At 50.3% G+C, this 19,474-nt stretch carries 20 protein-coding genes; 8 read left to right on the top strand and 12 right to left on the bottom strand.

From position 1 onward, the window contains the following. The 10 genes from TH19_RS18545 to TH19_RS18500 all read right to left on the bottom strand — a co-directional run bounded on the left by TH19_RS18545 (nucleotide 1) and on the right by TH19_RS18500 (nucleotide 8,721). Nucleotides 1–462 carry a (2Fe-2S)-binding protein gene (locus TH19_RS18545; protein ID WP_114103845.1) on the bottom strand — a complete coding sequence of 154 codons (462 nt, stop codon included), beginning with the start codon at nucleotides 460–462 and terminating at the stop codon, nucleotides 1–3. 229 nt (nucleotides 463–691) lie between these two features. Beyond that, complete coding sequence (locus tag TH19_RS18540; protein ID WP_181846475.1) at nucleotides 692–1,144, bottom strand: c-type cytochrome; 453 nt, start codon at nucleotides 1,142–1,144, stop codon at nucleotides 692–694. 179 nt (nucleotides 1,145–1,323) lie between these two features. After that, a complete protein-coding gene (locus TH19_RS18535; RefSeq protein WP_114103843.1) occupies nucleotides 1,324–1,635 on the bottom strand; it encodes a putative quinol monooxygenase in 312 nt (103 codons plus the stop codon). 17 nt (nucleotides 1,636–1,652) lie between these two features. Beyond that, complete coding sequence (locus TH19_RS18530) at nucleotides 1,653–2,855, bottom strand: L-dopachrome tautomerase-related protein (protein ID WP_220151766.1); 1,203 nt, start codon at nucleotides 2,853–2,855, stop codon at nucleotides 1,653–1,655. After that, the gene (locus TH19_RS18525; RefSeq protein WP_473774333.1) at nucleotides 2,794–3,816 is read right to left on the bottom strand and encodes a zinc-binding alcohol dehydrogenase family protein; all 1,023 of its coding nucleotides are present in this window, start codon (nucleotides 3,814–3,816) and stop codon (nucleotides 2,794–2,796) included. Before TH19_RS18525 ends, TH19_RS18530 begins: the two co-directional genes overlap by 62 nt. A 157-nt stretch (nucleotides 3,817–3,973) precedes the next feature. Continuing rightward, on the bottom strand, nucleotides 3,974–4,867 hold the full coding sequence (locus tag TH19_RS18520; RefSeq protein WP_220151765.1) for a LysR family transcriptional regulator: 894 nt from the start codon (nucleotides 4,865–4,867) through the stop codon (nucleotides 3,974–3,976). 131 nt (nucleotides 4,868–4,998) lie between these two features. Next, nucleotides 4,999–5,952 carry a DMT family transporter gene (locus tag TH19_RS18515; RefSeq protein ID WP_181846474.1) on the bottom strand — a complete coding sequence of 318 codons (954 nt, stop codon included), beginning with the start codon at nucleotides 5,950–5,952 and terminating at the stop codon, nucleotides 4,999–5,001. Nucleotides 5,953–6,011: 59 nt separating this feature from the next. After that, on the bottom strand, nucleotides 6,012–6,743 hold the full coding sequence (locus TH19_RS18510) for a glycine betaine ABC transporter substrate-binding protein (RefSeq protein ID WP_114103841.1): 732 nt from the start codon (nucleotides 6,741–6,743) through the stop codon (nucleotides 6,012–6,014). 148 nt (nucleotides 6,744–6,891) lie between these two features. Next, a complete protein-coding gene (locus TH19_RS18505; protein ID WP_258548037.1) occupies nucleotides 6,892–7,599 on the bottom strand; it encodes an SDR family oxidoreductase in 708 nt (235 codons plus the stop codon). 135 nt (nucleotides 7,600–7,734) lie between these two features. Beyond that, on the bottom strand, nucleotides 7,735–8,721 hold the full coding sequence (locus TH19_RS18500) for a GlxA family transcriptional regulator (protein ID WP_258548036.1): 987 nt from the start codon (nucleotides 8,719–8,721) through the stop codon (nucleotides 7,735–7,737). Nucleotides 8,722–8,745: 24 nt separating this feature from the next. Between TH19_RS18500 and TH19_RS18495 the strand changes: the two genes are divergently transcribed. From TH19_RS18495 to TH19_RS18480, 4 genes are all read left to right on the top strand, one after another. Then, entirely contained in the window at nucleotides 8,746–9,636 is an 891-nt protein-coding gene (locus tag TH19_RS18495) for an SDR family NAD(P)-dependent oxidoreductase (RefSeq protein WP_258548035.1), read from the top strand. A 77-nt stretch (nucleotides 9,637–9,713) separates the two neighbouring features. Beyond that, complete coding sequence (locus TH19_RS18490; protein ID WP_114103839.1) at nucleotides 9,714–10,472, top strand: SDR family oxidoreductase; 759 nt, start codon at nucleotides 9,714–9,716, stop codon at nucleotides 10,470–10,472. 59 nt (nucleotides 10,473–10,531) lie between these two features. Then, nucleotides 10,532–11,803 carry an MFS transporter gene (locus tag TH19_RS18485; RefSeq protein ID WP_220151764.1) on the top strand — a complete coding sequence of 424 codons (1,272 nt, stop codon included), beginning with the start codon at nucleotides 10,532–10,534 and terminating at the stop codon, nucleotides 11,801–11,803. A gap of 190 nt (nucleotides 11,804–11,993) precedes the next feature. Further along, nucleotides 11,994–12,347, top strand: a complete 354-nt coding sequence (locus TH19_RS18480) for a carboxymuconolactone decarboxylase family protein (RefSeq protein ID WP_437128966.1) — start codon at nucleotides 11,994–11,996, stop codon at nucleotides 12,345–12,347. A gap of 70 nt (nucleotides 12,348–12,417) precedes the next feature. Here TH19_RS18480 and TH19_RS18475 read toward each other — a convergent pair whose 3' ends face one another. Beyond that, complete coding sequence (locus tag TH19_RS18475; protein WP_114103837.1) at nucleotides 12,418–13,344, bottom strand: AraC family transcriptional regulator; 927 nt, start codon at nucleotides 13,342–13,344, stop codon at nucleotides 12,418–12,420. Between the two features lie 41 nt (nucleotides 13,345–13,385). Further along, nucleotides 13,386–13,955, bottom strand: a complete 570-nt coding sequence (locus TH19_RS18470) for a TetR/AcrR family transcriptional regulator (RefSeq protein ID WP_147250794.1) — start codon at nucleotides 13,953–13,955, stop codon at nucleotides 13,386–13,388. 184 nt (nucleotides 13,956–14,139) lie between these two features. On the opposite strand from TH19_RS18470, the gene TH19_RS18465 reads away from it, so the two are divergent. The 4 genes from TH19_RS18465 to TH19_RS18450 all read left to right on the top strand — a co-directional run bounded on the left by TH19_RS18465 (nucleotide 14,140) and on the right by TH19_RS18450 (nucleotide 19,436). Next, nucleotides 14,140–15,327 carry an MFS transporter gene (locus TH19_RS18465; RefSeq protein ID WP_114103835.1) on the top strand — a complete coding sequence of 396 codons (1,188 nt, stop codon included), beginning with the start codon at nucleotides 14,140–14,142 and terminating at the stop codon, nucleotides 15,325–15,327. 1 nt (nucleotide 15,328) lies between these two features. Beyond that, nucleotides 15,329–16,183, top strand: a complete 855-nt coding sequence (locus tag TH19_RS18460; RefSeq protein ID WP_114103834.1) for an N-acyl homoserine lactonase family protein — start codon at nucleotides 15,329–15,331, stop codon at nucleotides 16,181–16,183. A gap of 661 nt (nucleotides 16,184–16,844) precedes the next feature. Then, a complete protein-coding gene (locus tag TH19_RS18455) occupies nucleotides 16,845–17,351 on the top strand; it encodes a hypothetical protein (RefSeq protein ID WP_147250793.1) in 507 nt (168 codons plus the stop codon). A 33-nt stretch (nucleotides 17,352–17,384) separates the two neighbouring features. Next, a complete protein-coding gene (locus TH19_RS18450; protein ID WP_114103832.1) occupies nucleotides 17,385–19,436 on the top strand; it encodes a response regulator in 2,052 nt (683 codons plus the stop codon). The last annotated feature ends 38 nt before the right edge of the window (nucleotides 19,437–19,474 follow it).

Here is a 19,474-nt window from a genome sequence, read left to right as displayed (position 1 = left end):
TTAGGCCTCCAGCTTTCGGGACGCCAGTTTGACGGCCTCATTGATCCGAAGATAGGTCACGCAACGGCAGGCGTTGCCATACATGTATTCCTTGATTTCCTCATCAGACGGTTTCGGGTTTTCGGTCAGAAGACCGATCGCCGACATCACCTGCCCTGACTGGCACCAGCCGCACTGGACAACATCTTTTTCTCGCCACGCTGCCTGGACTGCTTTCGCAACGCGGTCTGTGGCCCCTTCTATTGTGGTGATCTCACTGTCTACCGCATCTTCAATGAAGGTCTGACATGAGCGCGAGGGATAGCCATCGATATGAACCGTACAGGCGCCACAATAGGCGACACCGCAGCCAAACTTGGTGCCGGTCAGCCCGAGCTCGTCACGCAGCACCCAAAGCAGCGGCGTGCCGGGCTCAACATCGACACTGCGGATTTCACCATTGATCTTAAGTTGATATTTCATTTGTTCGGCTCTCTCTGTCTGACAATCCCAGTCGCTGGAAGGGATGCGGGTTTCGCACGGCAGCACCTTAGCGAGACTGCACGCCATATCCCCTGGATCCCCAATGCGGGTAGTGGTCCCGCTTCTCGTTCAGTCTGTGTGCTTTGATAGAATAGGACCTTCAGATCGAGACCCGAATGTCACAAAACCGTCTTTTCGAGACAATTGGCTGCACAATGGCGGACAATGGCTACTCGTGTGATTGGGCCCGCAAGAAGGCAACCAGATCATCAAGTTCTTCCTGCTTCCTGATGGCAAAAGACATCTTCACACCAGGTATGAATTTTCGAGGGGACGCCAAGAACGATTTCAGGTTCTCCTCGTTCCACACAACACCAGCACCTTCCATTGCTTTTGAATATCGATACCCTTCGACAGCAGCAGATGGGCGGTCGGCGATCCCAAACAGGGAAGGACCAGACTTGTTGACGCCTTGCACCAGGGAATGACAAGCTTGGCAGCGCGTGAACAACTTTTCGCCTCTTTGCACATCATCCGATGCAAAGGCGATCGAGGACGAAAGCAATACGCCAATCATAGTCATCGTCGCGGCCATCACGAGCCACAGGGATGCACGCACCATCGATCTCTCCTGAAATAACTGCGCCAGCAAGGCCGCCTTTTGAGCGGTCTGGCGTTTCAATTTTTTGGTCTCCGGCATTTTCAGAAAACCGCGGGGCGTTTTCCATAAGACATCCCGGTGGATGTTTAATACCTACGGATGAAACCCTCATCGCCCGGCGAAAAGAGTATTTCGAAACTGAGCAAACTGATGATGAGGTGCGGAAAACACTCAACAATCCGGCTCTCCGCACCTCGTGATCATGAAGCCAGCGGCTCCAGGAAATGAAGCTTCAGTGGCTCTGCCAACAGCTCGTCAAATTGTTCGGCCAGTTTTTTGAAATGGCGGCTTTTTGCATGGGCATCCAGACAAGACTGGTTCAGCCATCTTTCGTCCATAACAATGGTACCGAACGAACCGATCAACTCGTGAGGGGCATACTCAAGACACCCTTCTTCGGACTTCGTTTGCTCAACAATCGCCTGAATCTCGGCAAGCAACTTTTCCCGTTTGCCCGGTTTGGGAACAAGATAAGCAAGCAAACGGATTTCGTGATTCTGGTCTTTGGTCATGACAACCCCGCCACTGCTTATTTCAGATAGACCGGACGGGCATCCACTTTAACGCGCAAGACCTGATAAGGTTGTTCACGCAAGTCGACCCCTTGATGAAAAGCTGCCTGTCGGTGAAGCTGGTTCGCAGTGAAATACAGGTATCCGTCAGTCCCCATCGACAAAGTATCAGGCCAAAGTACCTCCGGGCCTTCTACAACGGTTTCCCATTTTCCATCACGCCCCAGACGCAAGATTGCGTTTTTCTCATAATCACCGGCATAGATGTTACCGTCAGTATCTTCACTGAGACCGTCAGACGGGCCTTTGATCCCCAAATCAGTTACAAGCCCCTCAAGATCGGCGTCGCTCAGACTGGAGTTTAGAAGCGCAGCAGTCGGAATGCTGTAGAGATGGCGGCTCGACAATGCACAGTAATAAAGAGTTTCTCCATCAGCTGAAATGGCAATGCCGTCACTTGCAACGAGCCAGGGTTGAGGTTCCTGATCGGGAAGACGGACTTTCAGCTCTTCCCCTTCAATTACCGGCACGAAAGACGGATCTGGCATCGTTGAGCTGGCACCGCTCAAGCGCCGTGACGCCTGGCCACTGGCAAGATCAACGACAATGATCCCACCCGGACCACTCAGAGAACTATCCGTGATATAGGCAACACCTTCTGCACCTTTCCGAAGATCCAGTCGCAGGTCATTCACATAGCTGGTCGGTAAAACAACCTCTGACGAGAACACGATTGTTTTGATGACCCGATCCGTTGTCAGGTCGATTGCAACAAGTTTCGCTGCACCCATGATTGGTGACTGAAAACCTGGAGACCCGGTATCAAGAACCCACAAACGATTTTCGCCGTCGGCCACAACACTCTGAACACTGGAGAACCGCTCGGTAGGAATTGCAGCATTGAACGTGTTCATTTCCTGTGATGGATAGGCAACAGCCTTGCCATCAATCAGCTCTGCAACGGTGAATTCGCTCCCATCTCCCCATTGCGGGTAATTTATGAAAATGCGTCCATTGGGCGCGACTGTGATACCTGTGGGCATCGCACCATAGAGTTCCGCAACGACTTCGGATTGTTGACGTGCATATGCAACGGTCGGAAAACTGCTCGACAGTGAAATCACTGCGGCCAAAAACAGGGGTTTGAAATGCATCGGATCAACCCTCAAAACCTGTAATAACGGTCTTGCCGATTGCGCTACCACTTTCAAGGCGCGCATGTGCAACTTTAAGGCTGGTCGCATTTATCGGCGCCAGTTCTTCCCGTTTCGTTGTTTTGAGAACACCCACATCAATAAGATGCGCAACTTCTGTCAGCAATTGATGCTGAGCAATCATATCTTTCGTTGCAAACATGGGACGGGTGAACATGAGCTCCCAGACCACGGTGATCGCTTTGCGTTTTAGCGAGACGATATCGAAGCTTTCCGGATCGTCAATAAGCGCAAGTTTACCCTGCGGGGCAATAATCTGCGGGAAGTAAGGAAGCTGCTTTTCGGTTGAAGTCAGACCGGCGACATATTCCACCTCATCAAAACCAATCGCTTTTAGCTCTTGATCAAGAGGATTGTGGTGATTGATGACATGATGCGCCCCCATTGCCTTAACCCACTCAATGGTTTCAGGACGAGATGCTGTTGCAATCACAGTCAGCCCGGTGAGACGGCGGGCGATCTGCGTCAGAATTGATCCGACACCGCCCGCACCATTGATGATCAGAATGGCACCTGAACCGGTCTTTTGCCCATACGGCACGCCAAGACGGTCAAACAACAGTTCCCAGGCCGTAATGGCGGTAAGCGGCACGGCTGCCGCTTCTGACCAGTTGAGGGTTTTGGGCTTCAGAGCAACAATACGCTCATCAACAATGTGATATTCCGAATTGGCGCCAGGGCGCGTGATATCACCTGCGTAATAGACCTCGTCGCCTGGTTTGAACATTGTGACGTCCGAGCCTACGGATTCTACAACCCCTGCAACATCCCAGCCAAGAACTGCGGCTTTACCTTCGGCCGGCTGTGAACGCACACGCACTTTCACATCAACCGGGTTTACCGAAACCGCCTTGACGCGAACCAAAAGGTCTTTTGGACCGGGCGATGGTACAGGAAGCTCGATATCCACAAGCGCATCGTCTCGCGCAATATCACCAGCAGTATAATAACCAACGGCTTTCATCATGCATCTCCACAAAACAAAACTTGATAGAGAGATGATTGCCCGTCTTGGTGGCCCCTAACAGAACCAAGCTTGTATACGCGTCATACATTTTTGAATGCTGTCGAGCATCAGGAACGCCAACACGTGTCAGCGTGCAAACAATGACAGTTTGACCCTGTCAAATAGTGGCAGGCACGGCTTCTATCAGATGATCAATCAATAGGCGAAGGCGCCCAAGACGTTTCAGGTCTGCATGGTACCCCATCCAGATATCCTTCCCCGGAGGCCTTCCGAAAAGCTCTATTTCCACAAGGCCTGAGGAATTCCCCAAAACCACCGGCAAAACGCTTAGTCCGGCACCTTGCTTTGATGCAAGCGCTTGAAGTTCCCGGCTGTTGCTTCTCACACCGAGATGCGCGTTCGGCAGATGATGGCGAAGCCATTTGAGGTCCGCGATCTCGTCAAACTGGCTATCCATCGTAATCAGTTGGTGCCCGGCACCACCATCCTTGACGTTCGGAAAACCAACACGGTCAATGTAATGCTGACTGGCAAACAACCCGTAACGGACATGCGTGAATTTGCGCTGAATGATGCCCGGGGAAGTAAATTTAACAAACCTCAATAATAAATCGGCTTCCCTTCGATCAAGGTTTAGCAGCCTGAAGTCGGTCAGTATTTCCACCGTGATCAGTGGGTTCGCGATAGAAAAACGGGTGACCGGTTCGGACAAAACGCAGTTTGAAAACCAGTCGGAAGCTGAAAGCCGGAGCGTGCCCTCCAAATCCTCGGCTGTGCCGGCAAGTTGCCGTAGCAAAGCCATGTATTCCTCGTCGATGCTTTTTGCATGCTGGAAAACAACTTCGCCTTCGTCTGTAAGTGTCAGGCGATTTGCACTGCGTTGAAACAGTGAAAACCCACACCGGTCCTCGAAATGCCTAAGCCGACGACCAAGTGTGGGCTGACTGAGCTTCAACAATGGTGCTGCGGCCGTGAGGGATCCTTCACGGGCAACGTAATAAAACACCTTTAGGTCATCCCAGTCCAAGAGCGCTGGATCGAGTTTTTCCATATGCCACGCAGCCTCATCTGAATTCGGATATGCTAGAAGATGGCACAGTCATCCGACCTTCCGTCCTGCCTAGTACTACTCTTACGCGGAGTAACAATTCAATCATATCTCGGGATAATTGCGCATAGAATTTATACGATTTTGCGCCGCCTCAGAGGCACAGAACTGATCAGGATGCCAGAAATGATCGCCGCAGCTCCAAAAACAAGACTGCTCCCGATTGCTTCACCAAGAACAATTGCCGATACCAGAATGCCTGTAACAGGCACTCCCAACATTGCCGTGGACATGGTGCTGGCGGCCAAACGCGTACTCGCCAAGTTTACGGCACAAAAGCAAAAAGCAGTCGCCAAAGGCCCCACGAAGAACAAGGCAAGCCACAGCGTATTACTGCCGTCTCCCGAATATCGCCCTTCAAACATCAAGGCGACAAACAATAAGGCGGTGCCTGCCAAAAGCATCTGCCAAGGTGCCAGATGATATGGGGAAGTGTGACTTCTGAAGTATCTCAGATGAATAATACATACTGCCCAGCACAAGGCTCCGGCCAGGAGCATCATGTTGGCATGCAGGACTGCTGAATTTGACCAGTCAATCGCAGCAGGACTCATGAGAACGATGACTCCCAGCGCACCAAGCAGCAGCGAAGCAAGCTTTCGCGTGGTTATTCTTTCGCCAAAAACAAAGAAGGAAATAGGTGCTACCCAGACAGCCGTTGTATAGCTCAGCATTGCAGAGCGCCCCGCACTCAGTTGGGTCATCGCAATCGCACCGAGCGCCGTAAACAACATCATTTGCAGCAAGCCTACGGAAAGCAGGAAGGGCAGATCAGCTGCTCGTGGCACACGAACATCCCCTTTGGCCAGTTGATAGACCAACAAACAAAGACCACCAGTCAGAAAACGCAAACTGGAAAACCAAAGCGGCGTTATATGTTCCAGTCCGGTTTTCATCACGGGCCAATTCGCCCCCCAGATCAGGATCGCGAGAACAAGACCAAAGAGGCCCGTATAAGACATTGTACTGTTGGTTTTTTGCTGCGGAAATGGTGTGTCACAAGATGCTGCATTTGGGATTTGGGACATGACTGGCTTGTGTCCTGACGCATTGGAATTTTGGGTAAAACCGGAAGCAGCCGGTTGCTTTATGCGTGTGCTCGCTGCAATTGATCGTCCAACGCGCTCACTTTCGCATTTCCCAAATACATCGCGGAAAGCGCCTTAAGCGCGGAATGCCCGATCTTGTCCTTTGCGGCATTACGGACAACTAATGTTGCCTGATCTGAACCGCCCAACAGACCTTGTGGCTCCTCAAGTGCACGGATCTTGTATCGGTTGTGAAGGTATTGTGGGTGCCAGAGCGGAATGACAAGCCACCGTTGAGCTGCATAGAACTGCTCAAACCTGTCGAAACAATCGGCTTCAGAGCCCGCATTAAAGCGGTAACCAAATTGGCGCAGGCCATAGCTATCAATCATCTTTTCTGAAAAACGGCTGATCCCGGCTCCCGGATTGATCCCCTGGATGAGCTTATCCATTCTGTCGAGAGATGCTGGTTTCTTGAGATCATCTACCGAGCGAACTTCAAGCTCACTGACATAGTCCGGCACACCCCATATGCAGTATGGCTCATACAGCACCGTGAGTTTGCTAACCTTGTCTGCAATTGGACGAAGATATAAATCATGACTTGCCGGTAACCATGCCGACACAAGCAGATCTATCTCGTCATTTTTCAACAATTCAAACATGTCTTCATGAGGGGCAGCCCGTCGCTGAACCTCAAAGCCATGCCTTTTGAGAACTTTCTCCACTTCAAGGCAGCTGGCCTTGTGAAACGACAAATCGATGTGCCCGACGGTCAATGACTTGGCCATGCGGCTTCCTTTCTCACCACCAAAGGCGATCCTGACAAGTTGGAATCCTGCGAGAGAAAACAGTGCCGAAACCCAAAATAACGTCGGACAGGAACAGTCTTCTCTCTGAATTGAAATCTAGAACCCGGGGTTCGGGAATTGCGTCCGTTCAGCTAACGAGCGCGCCACCGTCAATATCAATCACGGCCCCGGTAACCGAATCACAGTCGATTACAAACAGATACCCTTTGGCAACGTCATTTGGTGACGCGACACGGCCGACCGGCAGCGATTTCGCTGCACTTGCAAACATTTGTTCGCGATCACTTGCTGCCATTCCGCTATAGGCTTCGGTGTCTGTCAGACCGGGGCTAACGATATTGACCCGAACAGGCGCAAGTTCCCGTGCCAGGATCTTCACACCTGCTTCCAATGCGGCATTCATCGTCGTCTTAACAAACGTGCCCGGAACCGTTTTGCGTGCCAGAAATCCAGAAGTCAAAGTAAGGGTCCCACCGGAGCGGATGTATTTTGCAGCTGTCTGCGCCACCCGTACCGCCCCCCAGAACTTTACGTCGAAAGCTGCTTTGGCAGCGTCAATGTCCAGCCCTGTAACCATACCCGCTGGCGCCTGCGAGCCCGCGGTAAAAATCACATGATCAACCTCACCATTGGCAAGAAACCATCCCTCGATGCTTGCCGCACTTGCAACGTCTATACCATTCGACCTGCCAAGAGAAAAAACATCGCCTCCCCGGTGCGAGAGTGCAGAGGCGATGGCCTTGCCGATGCCCGTGCTGCCGCCCAAAATAACAGTCCGCATTGAATCACTCATGTCTTCCTCATATTTCCGAAACGATCGAAGTGAATTCGGCAATGATTGATCGAGTGTTCAAACGTGCAAACAGCCAACACTGAATGACCCGCATTCATTTTTGAATGCGGGTCATATCTGCACGTTATATTGCCAGTCCGTCAGACATCGGAAACCTGGCAGATCAGGGAGGGAACCTTATATGCCAGCTGCGGTACGGGTCGCGCGGCGAATGGTTTGCGGAGGCTGACCAAATGCTCGTAGGAACGCCCTTCGCATGCGGTCACGATCTGAAAATCCAGTTTGACGTGCCACCTCATCGATTGAATGATTGGTGTCTTCCATCAAGCTGCGTGCAACCTCCAACCTGAGATTTTCAATTGCTTTCGCAGGAGATTGTCCGGTTTCGGTACGAAAGGCACGGCTGAACTGTCTTGGGCTCAGATTTGCAACGCCGGCCAGTTCTTCAACGTCAAGACGGCTTTCCAGATTGCGCCGCGCATAAGTGAGCACTTTCTGGATGCGGTCTGACTTTGGTTCCAGCTCCAGCAACGTAGAATGCTGCGTCTGTCCTCCGGCACGGCGATGATAAATGACCAGCTTCTTGGCAATCAGGCGCGCAAGATCTGCTCCGAAATCTTCCTCGATAAGCGCAAGCGCCAAATCTATCCCTGCCGTCATTCCAGCAGACGTCCAGATTGGCCCATCCTTGATAAATATCAGGTCTTCCTCGACTTTGATCTTGGGATAATTTTCTTTCATTTGCTGTGCATATGCCCAGTGGGTCGTAGCACGTCGGCCGTCAAGCAGACCGGCCGCCGCAAGCACGAATGCGCCGGTACAAATTGAAGCAATCCTGCGACTAAAGCGTGGCGCCGTCTTAAGAAAATCGACAACTTCGGTGCCTGGTGGCTGCATACTGCCGCTGACAATTAACAAATCGAAGTATCGATCGGATACAGATTCAGTATCTATCGAAAACCCTATTGACCCTTTTACCGGTCCGCCATTCGCGGACAGAATTGACACGTCATAAAGCTTTTCTTCCGATTGTGCATTGGCCAGTTCGAACGCAGTGAGGGCCGCAAGTCCCATCGGTGAAAAATCACTGTGCAGAATAAACCCCAAACTGAGCATCGCATCCTCCGATGGCATAAAAAGACGTAAAATTGATAAAACGGACAAATTATGTCCTAAAACGACGTTAATATGACATTCAAGACATCACAAATCAAGCTTATCGTCATCCTCATCGAAACCAACTTCGCAGAGGAATTTGAAATGTCTGACTCATCCGCCGCAGGAACTGCACTGATTACCGGAGCATCGGCAGGTATTGGTGCGATTTACGCTGACCGTTTGGCTAAGCGTGGTTATGACCTTGTTTTGGTTGCTCGTAACGAAGATCGCCTTAATGCAATTGCAAAAAGCATTTCTGAGGAAACCGGCCGTTACGTTCACGTTCTGCCTGCAGACCTGAGCAAAAAATCCGACACCGCACATGTTGAGCACATTCTGAAGACAGACAGCAGCATCTCCGTACTCGTCAATAATGCAGGGTTCGGATCGGTAGCCCCCCTTCTGTCGGCCGACATCAACCGCATGGAGGAAATGATTGGCCTGAATGTCACGGCACTTACACGACTGACATATGCTGCTGCTCCGGCATTTGCTTCGCGCAATGAAGGGACAATTATCAACATCTCTTCAATTGTTGCGATTGGCCCTGAGATTCTCAACGGCGTATACGGTGCGACGAAAGCCTATGTACTGGCTTTGACGCAGTCCCTGCATCACGAACTGGCCGATAAAGGCGTCCGCGTACAAGCAGTTCTTCCCGGTGCAACGGCGACAGAATTCTGGGAAATCTCCGGTATGCATCACTCAAATATGCCTGACGAAATGGTCATGCGTGCGGATGTGATGGTCGATGCAGCCCTGGCCGGACTTGACCAAGGCGAAGTCGTAACAATTCCCCCACTGCAAAGTGGCATTGACTGGGACAATTTCGAGGCGTCTCGCAAGAGCCTCTCCCAAAAGTTTGCCCATAGCACTCCGGGTGCTCGTTACCGCGAAAAAGCACTGACCCCGGCAATTTGACCCCAGGTCAATCAGGATAATCACGCAATACCGGCTTAACAGCTCAAGTCGGGCACAAACTCCGAAGGAATAAGCAAATGCATATGACCGACAACACGATTTTCATCACTGGCGGAACATCCGGTATCGGGCGCGGACTGGCAGAGGCGTTTCACAAATTGGGCAACAAGGTAATCATCGCAGGTCGGCGGAAAGGTCTTTTAGACGAAATCACCAAAGCCAACCCGGGCATGGATGCTCTCGAACTCGATATCAACGATATTGCCAGTATCGATGCTGCTGCCAAGCAATTGATCAACAAGTATCCGAACCTGAATGTGCTCATCAACAATGCCGGTATCATGCCATTTGATGATGTATCTGGACCAGTTGATGACACGGTTTCCCAACAGATTCTGACGACAAATGTACTCGGCCCTGTGCGAATGACCTCAGCACTAGTCGAACATCTGAAAACGCAGCAACGCGCAACAATCATCAATAACAGCTCAGTACTCGCTTTCGTGCCGTTGGCAGGAAATGCGGTTTACTCGGCTTCAAAGGCTGCAATCCACTCATACTCGATGTCGCTGCGCTTCATGCTCAGAGATACATCGGTGAGTGTACAAGAAATTGCACCGCCCTGGGTGAACACCGATCTGATCAAGAAAAGCGACGATCCGCGCGCAATGGATCTTACAAGCTTCATCGAACAAACAATGCTGGGACTGGCGACAGAAACACCAGAAGTGGTGGTCGAGGCCGCAGCAGCCTTCCGCGCCAACGTCGGACCGGATGAGCATGAGTTCGTGCATAACTTCAATGCTGCACTCATTGCCGAACCGATCCCTGTCTGATGTCCCAGTTCCGGGTTGGCTTTGTCGGCCAATCCGGACTTTTTAGTTGGATACGCCCCATGACACATCAATCTGTTTGCACATCAAAATCACTTGCCCCCGCAAATTCAAGCTCCGCAAGCGTCTCAAATCTTTCCGAAAAGAAAAGGCGATCCGCCACCCTCCGGGAATTGATGCCGATACTCTGCATGGCATTGGGAACATTCGCGATCGGCACAGAAGGCTTCATGATCGCTCCGCTGTTACCCAAAATGGCTGTCGACTTTGGCCATTCCGTTTCAACGGTTGCCCAGTTGGTTACTGTATTTACAATCACACTTGCGCTTAGTTCACCCGTCATGACGGTGCTAACAGCAAACCTGAACCGCCGGAATGTTTTGCTCTGGTCAATGGCACTCTTCACTGCCGGCAATATCTTTGCGTGGCTTTCCAGCGATTATTCGAGCCTGATGATCGCAAGAATACTGCTTGCAATCGCATCCGGGCTTTATGTGCCCAACGCGAATGCATTGGCTGGCGCGATCGCCGGACCCGAGAAACGAGGACAGGCACTGGCAATCGTCAGTGGCGGGATGACAATTGCGATTGCGCTCGGCCTGCCGCTCGGTTCACTGATCGGACATGCTCTTGGATGGCGAGCAACATTTTTTGCCGTCGGCGGAATGTCCCTGATTGCTGCTGCGGGGATATATGCGGGCGTCAATAAGGATGCAGGTCGCGAGATTCGCGTCGCGGGCCTTGCCGAAAGAGTGAAAGTTGCAACGTCGCCCGCAGTTCTGAAACCGCTTTTCGTCACTGCATTCTGGGCAATGGGGGCATATACTGCTTACCCCTTTATCGCGCCATATCTCTCACAAACTCTGAATTTTGCAGAAACCGGTATTGGTGCAACGGTCAGCCTTTGGGGAGCCTCTGCTGCCGTGGGTGTCCTGATCGGTGGTAAGCTGACAGATCGCATCGGTTATCCACGCGTCATTGTGCCATCGTTGCTTTTACTGGCCCTGGCATTTGTCGTAATAGCATTTAGCGCCCTTGCCCTTACACCAGACATCGCATTCATTCCTGTTCTGGCCGCGATTTCGTTGTGGGGTATTACGGTTTGGTCGTTTTTCCCTGCGCAAATGGCAAACCTGATCAATGCCGGCGGGCCACAAACAGCCTCTGTGACGCTTTCATTGAACACGTCGGTGATGTATGCGGGCTTCTCGCTTGGGAGTGCAATAGGCTCGATTGTCATTGCCGCTGGAAACAGCTGGCAAATCGGGGCTGTCGCAGCCATATCGGAAATAGTGGCACTAGCAATATTCCTCGGAACCCGGCGCACCAGTTAAGCTTGCACGCAGCCTGCGCATCAAAGGTCTTGCTCCACCGGAGTAAGGCCTTTTTTCCATATCAGTCTTGCTGATTTCTTTTTGATCCGCACAGCCATAAACATGATCCGCCCGGACATTCTCCCGATGCACTTCGTCAGATATCTTTTCTCCATCAAACGGTTAAACATCCAAAATCTGGAGAAACATTATGCATATGCACAACTGGAACGAATATCGTGGTCAAGTGTTGTCTGGCGTCGGAGAAGTAGCCAAACTGAGCCCGGACACCGTGAAAGGATATGCCACCATTGGCGGCGCCGGCGCCAAAACAGGTCACCTGGACGCCAAAACACGAGAACTCATTGCCCTGGCCGTTGCGATCAGCCTGCGGTGTGACGGCTGTATTACAGTTCATAGCGCCGAAGCTGCCAAACTCGGCGTTTCCAAAGAAGAAATCGCCGAAGCATTAAGCGTCGCGATCAGTGTCAATGCTGGTGCTGCACTGGTTTACACAACACGCACTCTTGACGCATTCGATGCGGTTACTGAAACGCGGGACTGACGGAAAACCGTTTTCGTTCGTAAGGGCCGGTCATTCTGGAATGACCGGCCCTTCGGTTTATACGGAAAGATCAGGCTTTGGATGAAAATTCGCGCCATTGGCCCGGGCGAACACCGAACTCCCGAAAAAACGCCCGACTGAATGCGGCTTCGGACTGGTAGCCGACATCCTCGGCAATCTGGCCCAGTGAAGTACTTCCAGATGACAGCTTTTGACGTGCAATGCCGAGCCTGAGCCGCATCAGGAAACCAAACGGCGCTATGTTGCCAGCTCTGGAAAACGCACGAACAAGAGAGGCTCTTGACGTCACAGAGGCAGCCGCCAGCTCGTCAAGCGACCACGGATGGGCTGGATTGTGCAACATAGCAATCACAGCCTTGCGGGTCTGATTGTTGGCAAGGAGAGAAAAAACGCCTTCAGCAACTGGATGTCTTTCAAAATGATCGCGCAAAACCATGGTGAAAAGTGCCGATGCAAAATTGGCTGCAACGATTGACCAGCCCGGGCGCCCCTCCTGAATTTCTGTCGCGATATTGGAGACAATCCATTCGTGCCGACACTCCGTGTCCAGTGCAATTGTTTTTGAAATAACAACTTCGGGCAATAGCCGGACAAGAAAGTCACTTGCCCCGGTGCTGTAAAAGAGCCGTCCGCAAACAAGTTTCGTTGTTACGTCACTGCCCTCGATTGTTTTGATGCGGATATCTTGGCGGACATCGGTAATGACGGTGCTGTTGCTTGTATCAGTTCCGCTACCCAGGGAATGTTCAGATCCATGCGGCAGCAAAACAATATCGCCTTTCGATAAGGCAATTGGATCGCAGTTCCGGCGTTCAAGAAAGCAATTTCCTGCCAATACCAAGTGGAAATACGCGCACCCTTCCAAATCATGTTCGTGAAATGCACGCCAGTCTCCGCCAAAAAGACAGTAATCATCCAGGACGGGACGAACCCGAAGGAATTCCGAGAGTTCACGAAAGATATCGGCATCGACCACAATTTTTACTCTTTTGATGAAACAAAGCCAGAACCCTATATCTATTGATTGCGTTCATGCCCTGCGAGCAGATCAACAAATGCCCGTATTTCGTCGGACCTTGTTTGCGGATCGGTATTTGCAAAATTGTCCTTGAGCATGAGTCCTGCGAAGTATGACCAAACAATTTCACTCAATGTCTTGGGCGAAACAAAAGTCGATACATTCTGAAGGTTTGGTTCGATCAAAGACTGGTAAGCTTTTACCTGCTCTGCGATCAGCGACACCACTGAACCGGGCAATTCGGCAAGATCACGAACAGAGTTCACGAAGAAGCATCCGCGCGCATCTTCCGAAAACCACTGAGCAACGTTCAAAAAGCGCTCGACATTGCTAAGGCCCAACGGCTCTGCAAGCAGGATTTCGCGCGCAGGCCCAGAACTTACGTATCGTTTAAGCGCCTCTTTGAACAATTCTTCCTTGCTTGAGAATTCTGCGTAAAGGCTGGACCGGTTTAATCCTGTGGCCTGTTCAAGTTGGCTGAGACTTGCGCCCGCAAGGCCGTACATCCAAAAAACCGGAATAGCTTTATCTAACACGTTGGTACGATTGAACTGCTTTGGACGTGCCACAATAATGTCCTCACTGCTTTTTTTCGCGCCTGATACGGAAGCGTATACTCCGCGAAAACATCTCGAAAAACAACCTTTAAAAAACTGATCAGTTCAAAATGATCTTGACAAAAAAGGTTCCGATGCATTTATTTTGAACCGAACAGTTCAAAATAAATGCCGCCTCCTAGCCACGGACAAACAGATGGACAGGCTCGTCACAAAATATCGCATATGGATCACGGCAGCTGTGGTCGCACACACGCTTTGGACCAGTGCAGCACCGGCAATGGTCTATCCGATCTACATTGATCAATGGAATCTGAGTTATACGCAGACGATGCTGGTTTTCGGGACCTACCCGATTGTCGTCGGTGTTTTGCTGTTACTGAGTAATTTCGCACTGCAACGCTTCTCAAGAGAACAGCTCGTCAGCATTGGCTTAGGTGCATCGACCCTTGGTGTTTTCCTGTTTGCGATTGGAGACAGCCTTGCCTGGCTACTCGTTGGTCGTGTTTTCATGGGTGTCGGCGTTGGTTTGTCTGCAGGTTACTCTGCGGCCGAACTGATCGAGTTGTCCCCCAACAAACAACGCGCTGGCACAATCACGATCGCAGCACAATCAGTCGGGTTTTCTGCATCCTTTATTGCTGGTGGCGCCTTTGTGGAGTTCACCGTTCAGCCCGCGCATTACCCATTTGTTTTCTTGTTCATCGTCCTGCTTGCAGTTTTTGCCTTGTATATCCTCACGACGAACAGCCCCCCTCAATACCCTCAAGCAAAATCAGGCCAGGATGAGTCGAACATAAGCAAGCCATTGCTCCCATTGCTGATCCTTACTGTAACAACGGCTTATATGCACGGCGTCACCTACACAGCACTTGGTGCCACTGTCGCCAAACAGTTGCTTGCGTCAACCAACAGCTTACTGAACGGTTTCGTGCTTGGCTTCTTTGCCATTTCCATTGGTGCGGGTGCATTTTTCGCAAGAAAATTTGACGGCTTTCCCGCCATCCGAATTGGCGCAGTTTTTTCGATTTTCGGAATGGCTCTTCTTGTGGCTGCGGCAAATCAGCAAAGCATTTTTCTTTATGGCGCCTCCAGTTTTTCATCTGGAATTGGCTATGCGCTAAAATTTTCCGGATCAATATCTATAATAAATCTTAAATCAACAGAAAAAAATAACTCAAAGACAATCAACACAATTCTTGTCTTTGCCTATCTATTCACCGGATTTGCCTCAATTGCGGTCGGAAAAATATCCGAAGACTTCGATGTCTCCTCTGCAATCTACTTCATCACGTTATCTGTATCGATAATGTCACTGTTAGTTATTTACATATCATTCAAACGTTCAATTTCCTCAACTACGAACAATCCACACGGAGACTAAAATGACTCTAAAGGTGTATCCCATTACGATCGGCGAACTGACGATGGATGCCAGCGGACTGGTACTTTTCCGCAACCCAGGCACCAAAGTAACCATTCCGTTCCTGGGATTTCTGATCCTGGGTGGAGATGCCCCCGTCCTCGTCGACACAGGCCCTCGCAACATGGAGCAGTTTCAACCATTTAACATGCATGGAATCCTCGAGGACTCCATGACAATCGACTATCATCTAAGCCAGCACGGACTAAAGCGTTCCGACATCAAATATATTGTTCATACCCATGCGCATATTGATCACGTCGGCGGTGATGACCTGTTTCCCATGACAACGACGGTTGCACTAGCACGACGCGAACTTGAATTTGCTGCGTCTGGCCTTATGGGGCCTGCTATGTACGCTGCGGCGGATACGAAGCACCTGATTGACCGGCTTTATACACCCGGCGCCATCCGCTTGTTTGACGTGGACGGAAGCTTTGAAGAAGAAGTTATTCCCGGCGTAGCTGTGCGTCTTTCCGGGGGGCATACACCTGGATCAATTTCGGTTCTCGTCGAAACCGAGGAAGGTATGGTCAATATTGCGGGCGACATTGCCTATAATCTTCAGGACCAACTTATCTCGCCGCTACTTGATCAGGCTCTGCTTGAACCAACCATCACCGGGAACAGGGCCATGACAACTCTGCAGGAAAAAACCGCGATTAAAAAAGCGCTTTCAGACAGCAAATTCCTCTTGGTTGGCCATGATGTTCCCGCTCTCATCCAAGGCGGCAAGGTAATCGGCCTCTATCCTACTGCGATCGACAACCGCCATGCCGACGTTACCAAGGCTGAAAACTACACACTCTTGGATTAGTAGAAACGTCTAACACAAAGGCCGATCACACAATCAACTTGATCGGCCCTTAATCTGAACACGATCGACCATCTCTACAATTTTTTAAAATCTCTACAACAATTCAAACTGAGCTATAATCGCTAACTACGCCAAGGTGAGCAGTAAGTACGGAAGTTGAAGTTGGTTCGGAAAATAGAAGCAATATAGCTGTGAGCAAACGCAGAAAGTACTTGTCAGGCAACACAAAAGTTGCCTTCAAATTCCGAAGAAATCAATGCATTAATAATTTTGATTGGCACAACCTGGCAAAAATCGGTTCAGTTGAGAGCAGAGATAAGACACATGCAATCGGAGAGTGCGTTATCTCTGCCAAAACTTGCTAATAAATTGAAACGCCTTTAACTCCAGAGGGATATATCGACGTGAATTGAAAGCCGATAATCTCTCTAACTCATGTCCAACCAACCCAACTATCTCTTCCTTAGCACAGTCATATTTCAAATATTTTTTGCACGATTACATTCAATCACTGTACGCGCGCTGTCATGCTTCCTGAAAGATTTGGCACCGCATTAAAACACTGCAATCAGAAACCATACTACCCCGAAGAGTAGTATGGCTTGAACAGCCTCAATCCACTACAATATGATACTCGTAAGTTATTGAAGTGGAGAAAGAAGTGCTCCTTGGCCACCCAGGATTAGCGCTCGGGGCGGTTGTCGCAATCGTTGCGGCAGCCTTGGCGTTTCTTATGCCAAACTGGATTTATGACAACCCAGTCTTATCCTTGATCGTTATTCTGATGATCTGGGTTCTGGCCTACATTTCTGGCCGCTTTTCCAATCGGAAATCAGAGCCCACAACTGAGGCGCTGGCAGTTAATCCACTTGATAACACTTACAGTCCTTCAGTTATTGGTGAGTACATCCATACCGTCACTGCACCTTGCTTGTTGATCAATGGCGCACGTCGGGTTGTGGACGCAAACACTGCGTTAGAAAACCTTTGGGGCATATCCATAACCCGCCTCATCGATGGACACATTGCCTTCAGTGAAAACTCTGTGCTTGACGACCTGTGGAGCCAGAGCGTTCAGGAAGTACCCATCGGCATATCGATGTATGGAACGGGTGACATACTCCTTAGAGGAGAGGTCAAGAGCACCGGAACATTCCACTTCACCTAGCTCCCTTACCCAAGCGAATTTGAGCGGTCAGTTTTGATCGAGATTGCTGACACACAGGGCGCGGTTAAATCACTTGAAGCTCAGAGACTGGGCCTGATTGAAGCGTCAAAAGTTCATGACGATGATCGTTCCTTGTTAAAGGACCTTAATCACGGATTGCGCACAGAGCTGCAAGGCCTGCTGGGGATGATTGAACTATTGAAATCCTCATCAAGTCTCGAACAACAGCAAAAATACATGGGCACCCTTGAGTTTTCAACGGAGCGTGTCATTTCCACCGTAGACACATTAATAAGCTTCTTTGATTTCGAAGAACATACAGCTCGGCTTGATGTCCAAAAATTCAGCATCGATCAATTGCTTAGTAGCATATCGCGCAAACTGAATATGCGTTCGGACACTGACACCTTCGAGGTGCTCTATGATACCGACCACACAATTGCACGGGTTATTTCTTTCCCACGAGATGTTCTCGAAAAACTTATTTTCCACTTGGTGAATCATATCATCCGTGCGTGCCATGATTGCTGCATCGTAGTAAAGACACGCATTGAAGAAATTTCGAACAAAGACCCGATGCTTGTAATTGAAGTGTCGCGGCGCAAGACCGGGAATGACCGCGAGGAATATACTTCGTCGTATGACAAGAAAAACATCAGTCTGGATCTAGAAATTGCCCGACGGCTAGCAAAAACAGTTCAGGCAGACCTCGAAATCGGTGAATTCCCCGGAGGCGGCACAGGATTCAGATTTTCCACCGATCAGATTGTCGTTGATGATCTTGTATCTGGGTATGTCGTACCAAGCTATCTCAAAAATCTGCGCACCTTGATCATTGATGACAACCCTGTTTCACGTGAAGTGCTTCAGGAACTTGCGCATACAATTGGTTGGCAAGCGGATGTTGCGGCCTCCGGCGAAGCTGCAATCCATATGATGAAGTTTAAATCTGGACTACATGCGGCCTATGACATCGTGCTTGTTGATTGGCGGATGCCAGATGCGGATGGCTGGGAAACCAGCAAGCGCATTCGATCAGAAATCGCTGGAGGCAACCTGCCGATTATCGTGATGATCTCGGCGCACAATCATGAATATCTCTCAAAAAGCAACCAAGAGCGGAATGAGGTCTTGAACGGCTTCATCACCAAACCAATCAGCCTTTCAATGCTTCTAGATGCAGTGATTGATGCAACGGCTCATCAATACGAACCCGATGTGACAGAAACAGTTCCAAACGCGTCCGTGGATGAAATTGACGGCTTTGCAGGGAAAAAGATTCTTGTCGTTGACGACAACCCGATAAATCTGGAGGTGGCCAGAGAACTTTTGTCTCTTCACGGCGCCACTGTGAATACTGCAACCGGCGGCTATGCCGCGATTGCGGCAATCCAGGCATCAGGCGAAGTGCTTGATATGGTTCTGATGGATATCCAAATGCCTGATTTGGATGGCATCACCACTGTTTCTAAAGTTCGTTCACTCGGCTATCGAAATCTTCCGATTGTTCTGATGACAGCTAATACGTCCGAAGCAATTCGCCGGGAATGCTTCAAAGCTGGCGCAATGGATGTCGTACAAAAACCTTTCTTGGCCCGGGAACTGATCGACACGCTGTTACTGCAAATCAGGAAACGAAGCATCATGCGCTCCGCATCGGAAACACTGAACTTGTCTCGGCGTGTCACGGAACTCGCAAACGAACTGGGTCTGGATATCAACGCGTCGTTAAAGTCACTTGATGGGAATGTTGATAGCTATATCAATGTACTCGACAGCTTTCTCCTAGAAGCAGAACGGATCAAAGGCCATTTTGGAGAACAGGCGCAGACATCAATAACCGATGATCTGCGGCGCGAATTACAGATGGTTGGGGGCATGCTGGGGCTGCTTGGAGATTCTAAAACAGCTCAGCAAATTGACAAGCTGGTCAAAGTTCTGGATTTTGCCACACCGGGGGAAGAGCTTTCACAAGCTGCCAAGAACGCACTGCAGGAGTTTGGTCCGCGATTTGATGAAGCGGTAAAAGCCATACATCTGATGCGCAGCTATGTACTAACTGAAGCGACTAGTAAGCCATACTGATGCTCGGCTCACCGCGGGCCAAGATCTGCAACAGTAGC

It is taken from the genome of Thalassospira profundimaris (genome assembly GCF_003326675.1).
In the GTDB taxonomy this organism is placed as follows: Bacteria; Pseudomonadota; Alphaproteobacteria; order Rhodospirillales; family Thalassospiraceae; genus Thalassospira; species Thalassospira aquimaris.
This window is presented reverse-complemented; position numbering and strand designations above follow the sequence as displayed.